Annotated in this window: 12 protein-coding genes; 1 reads left to right on the forward strand and 11 read right to left on the reverse strand. The window is 49.6% G+C overall.

The annotated features are described in order from the left end of the window. Nucleotides 1-135: 135 nt before the first annotated feature. The gene (locus ATORI0001_RS06350; RefSeq protein WP_003150329.1) at nucleotides 136-603 is read left to right on the forward strand and encodes a hypothetical protein; all 468 of its coding nucleotides are present in this window, start codon (nucleotides 136-138) and stop codon (nucleotides 601-603) included. Nucleotides 604-684: 81 nt separating this feature from the next. On the opposite strand, the gene ade is transcribed toward ATORI0001_RS06350, so the two are convergent. The 11 genes from ade to ATORI0001_RS06405 all read right to left on the reverse strand — a co-directional run bounded on the left by ade (nucleotide 685) and on the right by ATORI0001_RS06405 (nucleotide 15,767). Beyond that, nucleotides 685-2,520 carry an adenine deaminase gene (gene ade, locus ATORI0001_RS06355; RefSeq protein WP_003150371.1) on the reverse strand — a complete coding sequence of 612 codons (1,836 nt, stop codon included), beginning with the start codon at nucleotides 2,518-2,520 and terminating at the stop codon, nucleotides 685-687. A 101-nt stretch (nucleotides 2,521-2,621) separates the two neighbouring features. Continuing rightward, the gene (locus ATORI0001_RS06360; protein WP_003150150.1) at nucleotides 2,622-4,004 is read right to left on the reverse strand and encodes an NCS2 family permease; all 1,383 of its coding nucleotides are present in this window, start codon (nucleotides 4,002-4,004) and stop codon (nucleotides 2,622-2,624) included. A gap of 350 nt (nucleotides 4,005-4,354) precedes the next feature. Continuing rightward, nucleotides 4,355-5,644 (reverse strand): amidohydrolase family protein, encoded by a 1,290-nt coding sequence (locus tag ATORI0001_RS06365; protein WP_003150284.1) that lies wholly within the window; start codon nucleotides 5,642-5,644, stop codon nucleotides 4,355-4,357. Between the two features lie 64 nt (nucleotides 5,645-5,708). After that, nucleotides 5,709-7,091, reverse strand: coding sequence for an NCS2 family permease (locus ATORI0001_RS06370; RefSeq protein WP_003150167.1), 1,383 nt, complete (start codon nucleotides 7,089-7,091; stop codon nucleotides 5,709-5,711). Nucleotides 7,092-7,174: 83 nt separating this feature from the next. Continuing rightward, the gene (xdhC, locus tag ATORI0001_RS06375) at nucleotides 7,175-7,669 is read right to left on the reverse strand and encodes a xanthine dehydrogenase subunit XdhC (RefSeq protein ID WP_003150311.1); all 495 of its coding nucleotides are present in this window, start codon (nucleotides 7,667-7,669) and stop codon (nucleotides 7,175-7,177) included. Continuing rightward, nucleotides 7,669-8,550 (reverse strand): xanthine dehydrogenase subunit XdhB, encoded by an 882-nt coding sequence (gene xdhB / locus ATORI0001_RS06380; protein ID WP_003150411.1) that lies wholly within the window; start codon nucleotides 8,548-8,550, stop codon nucleotides 7,669-7,671. Before xdhB ends, xdhC begins: the two co-directional genes overlap by 1 nt. Further along, nucleotides 8,551-10,893 carry a xanthine dehydrogenase subunit XdhA gene (gene xdhA / locus ATORI0001_RS06385; protein WP_003150258.1) on the reverse strand — a complete coding sequence of 781 codons (2,343 nt, stop codon included), beginning with the start codon at nucleotides 10,891-10,893 and terminating at the stop codon, nucleotides 8,551-8,553. It lies immediately after the preceding gene. A 185-nt stretch (nucleotides 10,894-11,078) separates the two neighbouring features. Continuing rightward, a complete protein-coding gene (locus ATORI0001_RS06390; protein ID WP_141752226.1) occupies nucleotides 11,079-12,092 on the reverse strand; it encodes a BMP family protein in 1,014 nt (337 codons plus the stop codon). Nucleotides 12,093-12,191: 99 nt separating this feature from the next. Beyond that, nucleotides 12,192-13,127: an ABC transporter permease gene (locus ATORI0001_RS06395; protein ID WP_003150267.1), complete on the reverse strand. Its 936-nt coding sequence runs from the start codon at nucleotides 13,125-13,127 to the stop codon at nucleotides 12,192-12,194. Continuing rightward, nucleotides 13,127-14,245 carry an ABC transporter permease gene (locus tag ATORI0001_RS06400; protein WP_003150205.1) on the reverse strand — a complete coding sequence of 373 codons (1,119 nt, stop codon included), beginning with the start codon at nucleotides 14,243-14,245 and terminating at the stop codon, nucleotides 13,127-13,129. Before ATORI0001_RS06400 ends, ATORI0001_RS06395 begins: the two co-directional genes overlap by 1 nt. After that, nucleotides 14,238-15,767, reverse strand: coding sequence for an ABC transporter ATP-binding protein (locus ATORI0001_RS06405; protein WP_003150334.1), 1,530 nt, complete (start codon nucleotides 15,765-15,767; stop codon nucleotides 14,238-14,240). The genes ATORI0001_RS06400 and ATORI0001_RS06405 overlap by 8 nt, the downstream gene beginning before the upstream one ends. Nucleotides 15,768-15,826: the final 59 nt, after the last annotated feature.

Consider the following 15,826-nt stretch of genomic DNA (forward strand, 5'->3'; position numbering starts at 1 on the left):
TAGCTTTCAACGCATAAGCGGTCATTAAAAGAACCTGAACTTGAGCACACGCGCAACAAACGTACCATACGCCTACAATACGCAAGATTCGCTACACTAAGAGTGACCGTAAAAACTGCCCGGACAGGAGAAGAGATGATAGACGTTACTGAAGCAAGGGCACTTGTCAAAAAAGCCATCCCAGGCAGAAGTCGCGCCGAAGCCGACACACTTTCCACCGCTGCCATAAACTGGGCCATTAAAAATCTTATTGGCCGCACCGAAGCTCGCATACGTACCTATGCAACCTATGGAAAGACGGCCATTGCGGTAAAAATTGCCCCCGGCGTCGAAGATGGGGATGGAAGCGGCAACTCGTTTTACAGCGATTTAGTTGCGGAGAGTAACACCGAAGTTGCCGATGCCATTGCCGATCTCATTAACGGTCGCGAGCAGACGCTCCTCTCGCCCATTCAAGTTTCTCGAATTCTCAACACCTATAACGCTCGTACCGTAAAGTTTGTACGTTCGCTCAGACAGCTGGGTTTCACGGTTAAGACCGGCAACGAACCCTACGGTAATGCCCGTCTTGATAACAGCACCATCGTCGTCATTTGGGAATAGGACGTATTTCAAAAGCGGTGCCTGGAATGCAGACACCGCTTTTGCACAATCTTGACGAACAGTTTAAAGCAAACGTACCGCTTAAGCCTCGCTATCAATAACCAATGGCACAAACTGGAACGTATCCGTGTCCACATAGCCGCGGTTGGTAAGGCGCAGGCTTGGAATGCACGCCAGCGACAGCAGACCCATGGTCATGAACGGAGAAGGCATGGTGCAGCCCATGTTCTCCCATGCCGCCTCAATGTTATCAACATCGGCCGCAACCTTCTCAACATGCTCGGGACTCATCAAACCGCAGATGGGAAGCTTTACCAGGCCGAGAATCTTTCCGTCCTGCACGGCAACTTCACCGCCGCCGCACTCAACGAGCGTCTTTGCGGCCAATGCCATATCGGCATCATTGTCACCGACAACGAGCAGATTATGCGCGTCATGGGCAACCGTTTGAGCAAGGGCACCATGGATGCCAAAGCCCTTTACAAAGCCGTATGCATACGTACCGGTATCGTGATGGCGCTCAAAGACAAAGGTCTTGAGAAGATCCTGCGACGGATCGGCAGTCAGGCAGCCGTCAACAATGGGTGCTTGAGCCTCGGTGCTGCCGGTAATGGTGGAGCCGGGGGCCACTACCATAGACCTCACGGTAGCAAAATCGCCTGAAAGAGCCTTACCGTCTGCATCAACGGCCGGAATGTGGAAGGTATTCTCGTCAATCTTGACGGAAACATGCATGGTGTCCGTCATCCATGAAGGATATACGTAGCCGCCCGCCTCAAAGAGAGCTTTACCGTCTTCGGCCACAACCTCACCATCGATGATGGTACGCGTTACACGGAAGTCTTTGAGGTCCTCAAGGAAGACAAGGTCGGCACATTTGCCCGGAGTGACGGAGCCCATGTCCTCGCCCACCTGGAAGTAGGTGGCAACGTTGATGGTAACCATCTGAATGGCGGTAACGGGATCAATGCCCTCACGCACCGCCATGCGCAGGATTCGGTCAAGGTGTCCGTCGGAAACCAGCGTGTTGGGATGGTTGTCGTCGGAGACAAGGTTGCACAGACGCGTATCAATCTTGCCGTCTGTAACAGCGGGAGCAAGATCATGGAGATTCTGCCATGCGGAGCCCTCACGGATCTGGGCATACATGCCCAGGCGCAGTTTGGCAAGGACATCTTCCGCCCTGATGGACTCGTGGCAAGAAGAAACACCGGATGCGATATATGCATTGAGCCCGCGGTCCGTCTCGCAAACGCTGTAGTGACCGGTAGCGGTACATCCGGCTTTCAGTGTTGCGTTTACCTCCTCAATGGCATTGTCTTGGCACGAAAGGATGCCGGGATAGTTCATCATCTCTCCGAGAGCGACCACACCGTCCCAGCTCATGGTTTCCTCAACACCCGCGGCATCAACGCTTGCGCCGGTATCCTCAAAGCCTGGAACGGCCGGGACACAAGAAGGCGTGGTAATCATTGCTTTCAGCGGAACCTTTGCGGCAACTTTGGCAACTTCGGCAACACCTTCAAGACTGGTCACGTTGCAAAGCTCGTGGGGATCCCAATAGATGCCCGTGGTGCCATGAGGCACGACGGCGCGCGCATACTCGTCCACTCCGACCATGGAGCTCTCAACGTGAATGTGTCCGTCCATAAAGCCCGGTGCTACAAGAGAACCCTGAGCGTCAATGACACGGGTCTTCTCGCCAATGCAATGCTCGGCCGTATAGGGGGCAATGCCCACATACGCCACGCGCCCGCAGGCAATAGCGATATCGGTATCCTCAAGAATCTCGTGCGTAGTGACGCTAATCAGGCGAGCATGACGGATAACCAGCTCAGCGGGCTCTTGTCCCTGTGCAACCCTAATAAGGGTCCTGTTGCACTCCCACAAAGGCATCTTACAAAACTTGTTAAGCATATCGGTCTCCCTTCGGTGTGACCATGAGTGATGCTAAAAACATCGCTACCTATATTGAAAAACAAATGGAACTGCCAGAACAGACCTAACCGGACAAACGGTTATACAAAGAAGTACTTGACAATAAACAGCAGTGCAATGACATACATGGCAATGCTGACCTTCTTACGACGCTCTTTTCCTCCCAAGGCATTGATGATTACATATGAAATGAAGCCCGTTGCCATGCCCTCAACAATGCTGTAGGTAAACGGGATGGTAAAGAGACAGATAAATGCCGGCATTGCCTCGGACATATCGGAAAAATCAATGCTTAAAAGCGAAGATATCATCAAAAATCCCACAATAACCAAGGCGGGAGCCGTTGCAAATGAAGGAATTGCCAAGAAAATTGGCGAGAGGAACAGTGCAATGCCAAACATGATTGCCGTCACCAAAGAGGTGAGTCCCGTCCTACCTCCTGCGGCGATGCCGGCAGCACACTCAACGACGGCAGTGGTTGCAGAGGTACCGGTAGCGGCTGCGGTCATGCAGGAAACGGACTGCGACACAAGAGCGTTCTTAAAGCGCGGGAACTTACCGTTATCGTCAAGAACACCGACCTTAGTAGCTGAACCCACAAGGGCGCCAAACGTCTCGGAGATGTTGGTAAACAGATAGGCAATAACGATGGTGGCAAATCCTACGCTGAATACCTGCGAGAAATCCATCTTAAGGAAGGTAGGTGCCATGGACGGAATGGCAAGGCCGCGAGAAAAATCAGGAATGAGGCTACCGTATCCGGCAGCAGGATCGGGAACGTAAATACCTGCAAGCTGGCAGATGAGACCCAGACCCCAGGTAATGAGAATACCGAGCAAAATGTTGCCCTTAACGTTATAGATCATGAGAAGTGCCGTTATCACGATACCCACAAGCCCCAAGATGGCGGAAACGCCGCCGGTAGAGAACGTACCGGCCTCCATGCTACCGTGGAAGGGGAAAATGGTTACCAGTGTAGAAGGACTGTCAACAACAATGCCGGCACTCTTGAGACCAATGAAAGTGATAAAGAGCCCGATACCGGCAGTAATGGCAAGCTTCAAGCTGTGCGGAATTGCATCGAGAACCACTTCGCGAATCTTGGTGAGCGAGATGATGAGGAAAATGAAACCCTCAACGAAAAACGCCGCAAGAGCCACTTGCCAACTGTACCCCATGCTCAAAACAACCGTGTAGATCATGAACGCATTCAATCCCATACCCGGTGTAATGATGAAAGGATAATTTGTCGACAGCGCCATAAGGAGCGTGCCTAAGGCAGATGTAACCGCCGTGGCCGTAAAGACCGCACCACTGTCCATACCACCGGCGCTTAGTATTGACGGGTTGACTACAAGAATGTATGCGATGGTAACAAATGTGGTAATACCAGCGATTACCTCGGTTTGAATATTGGTATTGTGCTCTTTTAATTTAAAAAATGACTCAATCTTACCCTTCATGAGCACACCCCTCCTAACTACTCGTTTTATGTATCCCTATACTGTGACGGTTGTATTTCTCGCCTCCCTCTCCGCCGAAATGACATGTTTTGATATGCATGTCTCTATACACCGCTTTTTACACATACAACCGAAATCGCAAACGACGGCCATATGAGCTCAAAAAACATACCGAACTTGATGAAGCAAAAAACCGAGGAAACTCTCGAAATCAAACAAACAGTTTGTAATGCAAACTAAAATACTGTTATAGATACAATACAGCTCCCCTTTATAAAAAGAGGAGCTGTATCGGTGATTGGTCGAAAAATGCAGGCGACCGGTAGTTTTTTCAGAACCGTATATAAAACTTACAGAACCCTGACACCCGCCACATACTTCTGAGTTATGGTTCCGCCTTCACTTGAAAGGTACGCAAAGCGTTCGATACGCTGTGCTATATCCAGCTCGCGCACGCTGCGAATACCACTATCATCCAGTACGAGAGCATCGAATTCATATCCTTCAGCAAAGCTACCAACCTTGCCAAAGAAGGAACCTCCGCCCAGGGTAGCCAGGTAGAATGCTTCTTGAATGGTCAGAGGGGCAAAGCTCTGATCCACACACCTCCAACGCAGCTTAGAAACACCTACGGCATCGGAAACAGCTCTGAACATGGAAAGATTTGCTCCACCGGCAACGTCGGTACCAAGTCCAACATTCAATCCTTCATCCAAATATCTCTTGATAGGCGCAATTCCTGACGAAAGGAACATATTAGATTGCGGACAGTGGGCAATATAGGTTCCCGCCTGTTTCATAAGAGCAATCTCTTCATCGGTCGAATACACACAGTGCGCCATGACGGTCTTGGTTGAGCCACCGAGAAGACCAAAATGCTCATAGGTCTGGCCGTAGCAAGTTGACCAAGGACAAAGCCCCTTAACCCAGTCGATTTCCGAGAGATTCTCCGAGAGATGAGACTGAACCGGCAGACCATACTCCTGCACTAAATCGCCGAGGCCTTTCATAAGTTCATCGCTACAGGTTGGCGTAAAACGTGGGGTAAGGACAGGCTGTGTATTGTTATATATGCCTTTTGTTTCTTCAATCCACTCCCTCGTTGCCACAAGGGAAGCCTCGGCGGAGTCCTCACAAAGGAATTCCGGACTGTTACGGTCCATATTCACTTTGCCCACATAGGTTTTAAGTCCCGTGGCTTCAAGCTTATCCATAAGAAGCTTTGTTGCAGGAACGTGCAGCGTTGCAAAGATGACGGCACGAGTAGTCGGAGAATGCTTCAGGTCATCCGTAAAAATATCATACGCCGCTGAGGCATATTCCACATCCTTATACTTTTTCTCCTCAGGGAAGGTATAGGTATTAAGCCAGTCAAGCAACTCAAGATCCATGGCAATACCGCGGAACGTATACTGCGGAGCATGGACGTGGATGTCATTAAGGCCAGGAGTAACGAGTTTGCCGGTGCAGTCAATAAGCGGCAATCCCGTATATTTCTCGGGAAGCTCGCTAAACACACCTTGCGAAACTCCGTCAACACAGACAACATAAGCGTCCTTGCGCGTATCAAATTGTGTTGGAGATACGTTGTAGCAAACGTCACCTTTTATAACAAACGAACGAGTATTTCTCTCTTCCATAATAAACTCCTCCTTAACGGTTCTTCAGTGCATGTCTTTTTTCTACCTCATGCCTCTTGTGCTCTTATATGAATACGTATTTAACGAGGAAAGCAACGGCCAAGATATACATCATGGGGCTTACCTTCTTGCGGCCTTCTGCACCAAAGAATACGTTGATAACAACGTATGAAATAACACCTAAATATATGCCCTCAGCAATGCTATACGTAAAAGGCATGGAGATGGCACAGAGAAATGCCGGGATACCTTCGGTCATATCGTTAAAATCAACGCCAAAAAGAGCACCCATCATCGAAAAGCCCACTACGACCAATGCAGGTGCCGTAGCAAACATGGGAATTGCAAGGAAAAAAGGCGAGAGAAGAAGTGAAAGCAAAAAGAGTATGGCGGCAACCAAAGACGAAAGACCTGTCCGACCACCGGCTGTAATACCTGCAGCACACTCCACAGAAGTACAAGTCGGAGAAATACCAAATGCAGCTCCGACCATAGTAGTAAGAGACTGAGCCATAAGTGCCCCACGCGCATTACGTAAACTGCCATCTTCTTCAAGAAGATTAGCTTTAGAAGCAGCTCCTACAAGAGTCCCGATAGTGTCAAAGAGAGAAGCAAAAAGGATTGCAAAAACAACAGTCACAAACCCAATCTCACCCATATGTGAAAAATCAAATTTTAAGAATGTGGGCTCTATTGACGGTATAGCAAGGCCGCGAGAAAAATCCGGAATAAGATTTGCGTAACCCAAAGCTGCATCAGGTGTATAGACTCCGGCAAGCTGACAAATAATGCCTAAAAGCCATGTGATAAGAATACCTAACAGGATACTCCCTTTGACATTCTTAGCCATAAAAACTGCCGTAATGAGAATGCCCACCAAAGCGAGGACAGCAGAAATACCGGCGGTCGAGAAAGTACCGTTTGCAATGCTGTCGTGAAAATTAAACATACCTACAAGCGTTGCTTCATTACCAACGATAATGCCGGCACCCTTCAAGCCAATCAAAGCAACAAAAAGGCCAATACCAGCAGTAATAGCAAGCTTAAGGCTGGGTGGAATGGCATTGATAATTAAATCACGCAGCTTGGTAAGTGAGAGCAGCAGGAAAATGACACCTTCTACGAAAACCGCCGCTAATGCAATCTGCCAACTATAACCCATTCCTAATACCACCGTATAGGCAAAGTACGCATTAAGTCCTAAACTCGGCGCAAGAATGAAGGGATAATTACTCAAAAGAGCCATCAGACACGTACCGACAAACGAAGTTACAGCTGTCGCTGTAAAAACCGCACCGCTATCAATACCTGCTGCTGAGAGAACGCTTGGATTGACCGCCAAGATATACGCAACGGTAATAAATGTTGTTAAGCCAGCAATTACCTCAGTCCTTATAGAGGTATTACGCTCTTTTAGGTGGAACCACCTGTCTAATGTTTTTTCCATAAAGGATTACCCCTTACATTTCGCAATTCAAACAAAACACAACTCTGCAGAAATATGTGGTCCAGGAAGAAGCATAGTAAGATTTACGCATCCTCGCCAACCATGCCGTTAACAAGATTGACGGCCTTCTCGACTGCATTAATAACATCCTGATAACCCGTGCAGCGGCACAGGTGTCCGGAAAGCATTTTTCTGATTTCGTCACGCGAGTACGTTTTTCCGGTGTTGACAATCTCCATGGTACTCATAATGAGGCCAGGAATACAAAAACCGCACTGCACGGCGAACTCGTCAACAAAAGCCTGCTGAACCGGGTTAAGAGTGCCGTCAGCAGCCTGAAGGCCCTCAACCGTCAGGATATCCTTACCTTGCGCCCACTCAGTCAGATAGAGGCAGGTATCGGTAGCTACGCCGTCAATGAGAACGGTGCAGGCACCGCACTCTCCCACCTCACAGCCACGCTTGACGCTGGTAAGACCAAGCCTGTTGCGCAAAGTATCCAGAAGCGATTCACGCGGATCAAAACCAACCTGAACCTCTTTGCCGTTTACCGTACATTTGAGAATTTTGTGATCCATTACAGTTCAGCCCCTCCCCTGCGAGCCGCTTCAGCAAAGGAACGTTTCGACATTTCCTTGATCAGCTGAAGTCTGAATTCTTTTGACGCACGCCAGCTGTCGCGCGGATTGGTGTCGCCGGCCGCAAGTTCGCCGATCTTCTCGACAGCCTCAATAACAGGCATACCACGCAGCGCCTCTTCAGTGGAAAGTGCACGCATCGGCGTTGGCCCCGCAACGCCGAAGGCAAGGCGAATATCCTCAACGGTCTTTTTATCTGCACTGAGCTTTACCAAACAGCAGCAGCCCATCGTAGCAATCTCAAGAGCCCTGCGTTTTCCATACTTAAAATAATAGCCGGTAAATCCCTCATAGTGGCTCTTGGGAATTCTGATCTTAACCAGAATCTCATCGCGCTTTTTTGTAGAGCGACCAGGACCTGCATACCACTCTTCAATAGGAATGGTTCTCGCGCCTTCAGGACCCTTAACATCGAGAAGCGCACCGTAGGCATAGAGAGTAGATGCGGAGTCGGCCGATGTGGCAGCATTGCAGACATTTCCTCCGATGGTACCTGAGACACGAAGCTGAGGACCTCCAGGGGTATCGCAAGCCTCTCCCAACACCGGTACGGTCTCTTGGATAACCTTGCTTGTGGTTACATGATGGAACCATGTGATTGGTCCTATCTCAACAGTACCGTCCGCGCCGAGACTGACACCGTCAAGCTCATCATGAAGCTCATGGATGGATACCAGATGGGCACCGGCAAATTTGCCTTCACGTATCTTTACCAGCACGTCAGTACCGCCGGCAACCACGATGGATTCAGGATCTTCCGCAAGAGCTCGGATTGCGTCGTCAACGCTGGTGGCGCTATACAATGATTCAATATCGTACATTTAAATCAGCCCCTCTCTCTTAAAGCCCTCGAACAAACGTTGAGGGGTCATGGGCTCTTCGTAGAACTTAACCCCGGTTGCATCCAAAATGGCATCGCGAATGGCGGCAGCCGGAGAAATGGTTGGTGTTTCGCCCACAGCCTTATTGCCGTACGGTCCCGTAGGATCATCGGTCTCTACAAACTGAGCCTCAAGATCAGGCACATCCATGGTTGTAGGAATCTTGTAATCCAAAAGCGTAGGATTAAGCACGCGAGCGTTCTTCGGATCTACCAGAATTTCCTCGTAGAGGGCAAAACCGATAGATTGCGACATGCCGCCGTGAACCTGCTGCTCCACAAGCTTGGGATTGATAAGCCTGCCGGAATCCTGTACGTTAATAATCTTGTTGATGGTAACTTGGCCCAAAGGCATATCTACCGTAACATCTGCAAAGCTGCAGCCAACGGCAATGGTATTGGAGTGTATATTGATGGTGGCGCGCCCATAGAGCTGATCGTTGTGCTCCATGTTGTAGTACGCCTCAAGGGCAAGTTCGTCCAGATTACAAACCTTATCGCCAACCGCATCAAAGATTGCATGATCGTGTAAGTCAAGGGTTCCCTGTGCATTGGGATATATATACGATGCAAATTCAAGGATCTTTGATCTGAGTTGCTCGCCCGCCTTCTTGACGGCCGTACCTGAGACATAGGTCTGGCGAGAAGCATACGCGCCTGAGTCATACGGGGTTACATCGGTGTCTTGGAATGAAACGATATGCACGTCTTCACTATCCACTCCGATGGCCTCCGCTGCCATCTGCGTAAAGACCGTATCCGCACCCTGACCAATCTCGGTTGCTCCCATCTGCAGCTGAACGCTGCCGTCTTGGTTAAGCGTTACTGCAGCCGTGGCAGTCTCAAGCGCAAACGGTGCCACCGCCGTCTTATAGACGAAACATGAAACACCAACGCCGTGACGGATGGGGCCGGTCTCGTTTGCATACTCTTTCTTCTTTTTATCCCACTCGATATACGCCTTGCCCTTCTCGATACATTCAGGCAGGCCGCAGGTATTTGCCGCAACATAATGTCCGGGGCTGAACTCATCCACATAGCCTTCTTGAATGGCATTGGCCATACGGAATTCAATGCCATCCCAGCCCATGTCATACGCGATGTCGCCCATGAGACACTCTGCGGCCCAGTTACCTTCGGGAACGCCGTACGCACGCATGGCACCCGTGTGAGGTCCATTGGTGTGAACGGTCCATGCCTCGCACGAGATGGCATCCTCGCACGTATGATAGAGCCAACGGAACGTATTGACGGAATTCAAAATCAGGGCGTGGCCGTGGTGGATATAGCCTCCCGTATTAGACCATGCTTTGATGGAACGAGCATGCAGGCGCATATCGTCATCCACGCTTGCCTCAACATCAAAACTCTTGGGCTGACGACCACTCGTAGCATAAAAGAGCTCTTCACGGCTGAGTTCAAGTTTCACGCACCTGCCGCCTACCTGACGGCAGAGCCATGCATTCAAAGGTTCGTAATGTACATCCTGCTTGGTGCCAAATCCGCCACCGATATAGGGCTTGATAACCCGAATCTTTCCCCAAGGAATACCAAGTGCCTGACCAATCACACGGCGAACGATATGAGGAATCTGCGTTGATGAAACACAGACAATCTTGTCATTTTCCTCATAACAGTACGAAACACAGGTTTCAATATGAGCCTGGCTTTGCTCGGCCGTGGTGAGATGGGCTGAAAAATGATGATAGGCAGGATCGTGCAAGACCTCATCAACACTCTTGTAGCCTTTTTTGGCAAGATCTTCCTCGCTGGTCTGCACATGCGTATGCGCAACCACATTGTCAGGCTTTCCTTCTTGAATAGGATGCTCGGTACCTGCAAGAGCGTCCTTGGGATCATAGACAACCGGCCACTCTTCATATTCAACTTTGATTTTGGCAAGAGCCCTGTCGCAGGCTACAGTGTCCTCGGCAACAACGGCGGCAATATTGTCTCCGTAAATGCGTACGCGCGCACCCAGAAGCTTACGATCGGGAAGATCGCGTTTCTCGGCACGCGAATCCGCATACCACGGGTGACCGGCCACAGGATAGGGATGTTCAGGCACGTCGAAGCACGTATAGACACCGACGACACCAGGCACCTTACAAGCCTCAGACGTATCGATAGATTTGACAATGCCGTTTCCTATGGTTGCATGCAAAATCTTCGCTTCAAGGCACGGTTTGGGACAGAGGTCATCGGTATAGTTAGCGCGACCGGTGACCTTGTCATACGCATCAACTCGTATGAGCGGTCTGCCAACTTCTTTTAATTTCTTCATTAAAACTTCCCTTCCTGCAAATAAAGTCTCGGTGCTCTTGCGTCAGGCAAAAGGGCGCCAATCCTATAGTCCGCACATCTTACAGACACGATATGTGCGATGACGCACGCACAGAGCTTTCAAGGTCAGACGCACCTACCTGTGCGCCTGACCTTTATGACGGCGCCTTACAACGGCACTGATTCTTATACGAAAGAGCCGTCGGAGATCTTCTTGACAATCTCTTCATACTGCGACTTAACGTCAGCAGAAACAGCATCGGAATAGGTACCCACAGCCACACCACCGTTGGAGAGGTCTCCATATACGGTCTTCTTGCCAAACTTGCCGGCTTCAACGTCATCAAGAACCTCATTGGTCATCTTGACGTTATCGGTCACCACGGAACAAATGATGCAAGGGCTATCCTTGGTAATGTCTCCCGGCTGTCCGATATCGTAGCGATCGCTGCCGGCTGCAACCAAAGCTTCACGGGCACCCGTATCAACGATTGAAGCATCACCAAACATGACATCGATATTCTGGGTGCTGATCATACCGCTTGCAAGCTCCTTGCCCTTGGCGGCATCGGAGAACGATCCCGCGTAGGCGGTGGTTACCTGGATGCTCGAGTCCACCTTTTTAGCCGCCTCGGTATATCCCTTAATCTTGTTCTTGGTGGTGTCAAGCTCAACGCCGCCGATAAAGCCGATGCTCTTGGTCTTTGTCATAAGTCCGGCAAGGGCGCCTGCAAGCTGACCTATCTGGATGGTGTTTGGAATGGTGCACTCGATGTTTGCAACATCGGAGACCTCATCGTTAAAGATGCAGAACTTGGCATCGGGATTGTCTTTTGCCACCTGTTTTACATCGGCGGTGTACTGATTTCCCGGAGCAACAATCAGATCGTAGCCTTGGTCAACGTAGTTCTGCATGGTGGAAACCCAGTCTGCCTGAGCAACGGACTCAGAATATGCTGTCTCCCAGCCATGCTGCTTTGCGGAGTCAACCATAGCACCATAGCAGCTTGCACCCCAACCACCGTCATTGACGGGGCCGTCTAAAAACATGGCAACTTTTTTGGTCTTTTTGGACGAATCCCCACCGCCCGATGAGGTTTCTTTGTCGTCACAGCCCGCAAGGGACAGACCCGCGGTTGTTGCTGCTGCCGCTCCGAACAGACCCAAGAAACCACGACGACTCACGTTACGATAATCCATGACTTCCTCCATTCAATGTACCGGAATCCTTTCCGGTACTTCTTTTATCTCAGCGACAGCACCTGTCGCACAAACCCCACACCAACATATACGTACGAGCTAACGTGACTCCCGGTAATACGGTTGACCGTTGGCCTTAGGACCAATCTTTCCGGCTCCAAAAAACACGAGTGCCAAAATCGTAAAGACATATGGGAGCATCTGGAAGAACTGATACGGAACCTGTTGCGCAAAAATCTGCAAATTGATCTGGAATCCGTCGAAGAAACCAAAGAGAAGGCAGGCGCCCAAAATACCCTGCGGACTCCAACGACCAAAGATAACGGCAGCGAGGGCGATAAAACCACGGCCGGCCACGATACCATCAGCATAGGTAGAGGTATACACCAACGTCAAAAATGATCCGCCAATTCCTGCCAAGGCACCGCACACAATGCATGCCAGATATTTTGTTCTAATAACATTCACGCCGAGCGTCTCTGCTGCCTGAGGATTCTCTCCTACCGAACGATAGCTTAGACCGGAGCGGAACTTCGTAAAGAAGATAATCGACAGCGGAATAGCAAGATACGCAAGATATGCGAGAAGAGACTGCCTAAAGAAAATCTTTCCGATAAAAGGAATATCGCTCAAGAACGGAATGGCAATAATGGGCATCGAGGCACCCTGGACAAGTCCTGAACTATCGCCAAAGATAATCTTATAGGCAAACATCGCAATACCGGGTGTGAGAATATTGATAGCCATGCCCACAACTACCTGATTTACGCAAAGCGTAACGGTACAGAAGGCATAAATGAGGTTTACAAGCACTCCTGAACATGCTCCCACCAAAACGCCAAGCCAAAGATTGCCACTCTTATATGCGACAACAAAGCCAATAAAGGCGCCAATGGTCATAAGACCATCAAGACCAATGTTTACAAGTCCTGCACGCTCAGAATAAAGCTCACCAAGAGCCACCAGCAGAAGTGGCACGCACATTCTCACTGAGGCAGCAAAAATATCAGGAAGCGCAGCAATAAGAACATCCATTATGCCTCCACCTCCGCTTTCTTAGGATCGTTACTCTTCTCGTCCGTTGTCTTTCCTGTAATCGCAGGAAGAAGAACAGCCTTGATCTTAGGCAGCTTCAGCATGGCAATACCGGAAACCGCAAAGATAATGATAAGAGCGCGAATAATCTCGGTAATGGCGGTAGGCACCATGATGCCAACCTGCATGGAAGTAGCTCCGGTAGTAAGCATTCCGAAGAAAAGCGCAACTACCATAGAACCAATGGGATTAAGTTGGGCAATAAGCGCAATGGCTACGCCGTCAAAGCCAACTCCCGTTCCAAAACCGGCGAGCAGACGATACTGCTTACCCAAAATCTCGACAGACCCTCCGAGGCCGGCAATGGCACCGGAAATGATGAAGGAAAGCACCATGAGTTTGCCAACCGAAAAACCGTTCACGCGAGATGCAATGGGGTTAATACCAACCGCACGAATCTTAAAGCCAAACGAGGTCTTAAAAATGACGTACCAAAGGAAAAACGCAAGCAGGATTGCAAGGATGACGCCTACGTGAAATTTGGCAATACGGGGCAGTTGCGCACTATCGGGGATAGGAAGTGTCTCGGGGTTATCTCCACCGCGGAAAGGTCCCGTATAGACCCAGCTCATAAACAAGACGGCCACATAGTTCAACATAATTGACGTAATCATCTCGTTCAGGCCTCGAGTGATTTTCATGATGCCGGGGAGCAAGCCCCAGATGCCACCAACCAAAATTCCCACGAGAAGCGCGACAACAATAGCCACTATGCCTTCAAGATGAAAACCAAGAACCGTCATAATGGCGCAGGTAGCACCCATGACAAACTGACCTTCTCCTCCCAGGTTAAAAACGCCGCACTTATATGCAAAGGCAGCACACAGTGAGGTAAAGATCAGAGGGCACGCACTCATAAGCGTCTGTGCAATACGTGACTTACTGCCCACAGAACCTGAGAACAAAAGCGCGTATCCCTTAATAGGGTTTTTGCCCAAGCACGCAATGATAATGGCACCGATTATGAGAGCCAAAATAATGGAAATAACCGGAACGAGCGCAGAAATAAGATGCTCTCTGTTGGTTCCTCCAAAAACGCTAAACGTTTTCTTACTCACGAGACTGTCCTCCTGTCTGGCCTGCCATAGCAAGAGAGATTTCTTTGACAGGTGGATTATCGCCGGGATAGATTCCCATAATTTCGCCCTCAAAAAGAACAACGATTCTGTCGGATAGTTTCAAGACCTCGTCAAAGTCCGCACTAATAAGCAACACCGCACAACCTGCATCACGTTGCGCAATAATCGAGTCATGTACAAACTCAGTAGCTCCAATATCCAAGCCACGTGTTGGATACACTGCAACCATAAGCTTGGGATTTCCGTCGAGCTCACGGGCCAGAATAACCTTTTGTTGATTGCCGCCCGAAAGACTACGAGCAGACTGATTCACGGAGACGCAGCGAATATCGTTCTTCTCGCGCATATCTTCTGCGTATTGCTGAATTTTATCGGTTCTCAACCATGCACCATGACCAAAGGAAAAACGCTCCGATGTAGTCTGCTTAAGAATCAGGTTGTCGGCAATGGACATGTCTCCCACAAGACCCATTCTGTTGCGGTCCTCCGGGATGTTTGCCATACCAAAATCAATGAAATCTTGGGGCGAGAAGAGTGCAACTTTACCCTCCGTTGTCTCCACTTCACCCTTTTCGGGAGCAACAAGACCGGTAATTACCTGTGCAAGCTGAGATTGGCCGTTACCGTCAATACCTGCTACACCTAACACCTCTCCTGCGTGGATGGTCAAAGAGACATCCTTGAGACCGCCGTGTTTGATTTCCGGATGGAGCGCCACGTGTGTCAAGGTCATAATTGGCTGATCGGAGCTGGTGTGTTTTTCGTAATAGCTTTCCGTAAACTCTCGCCCAATCATAAGATCGGCAAGTTCCTGCTCGGTTGTATCGTTGATGTTCACCGTTGCTATGGAACGTCCGGCACGGAGCACGGTTATGCTGTCGGAAATACGCATAACCTCACGCATTTTATGAGAGATGAAGATAATGGATTTACCCTCGGCCGTCAGGGAATTCATGATATCAAAGAGACCTTCGACCTCAATGTCGGTGAGTACGGCGGTTGGTTCGTCAAGAATGAGGAGGTTGGCACCGCGGTACAAAACCTTGAGAATCTCAATTCTTTGCTGTTCTCCGATGGACATCTCGGAGACCTTTGCGTCAAGGTTGACCTCAAGGCCATAGCGAGCAGCCAAAGCTTCAATGTCTTTCTTGTCTTGCTCTTTTTGCATAATAGGAGATGCGTGCATCTTGGTTCCGAGGATGACATTTTCCAGTCCTGTCATGGCTTCTATCAGCATGAAGTGCTGATGCACCATACCAATTCCCTGCTCCACGGCATCACGGGGAGAGTCTATCTTGACTTCTTTTCCGTGCATGAATATCTTTCCCGCCGTAGGAGTATAAAGACCCATAAGGCAGTTCATGAGCGTTGACTTGCCCGCGCCGTTTTCTCCTAAAAGGGTATGCACCTCCCCTTCTTGGATAGACAGGCTGACATTACGGTTTGCATAAAATGAACCAAACCGTTTGTCAACGCCTTCCATCCTGAGAAGCTCTCCCATACCGTACCTCCTCTTTTAACACATATCGATCAGATCACATACAATTACGAACACTTTAT

The organism is Lancefieldella rimae ATCC 49626, from assembly GCF_000174015.1.
Taxonomy (GTDB): Bacteria; Actinomycetota; Coriobacteriia; order Coriobacteriales; family Atopobiaceae; genus Lancefieldella; species Lancefieldella rimae.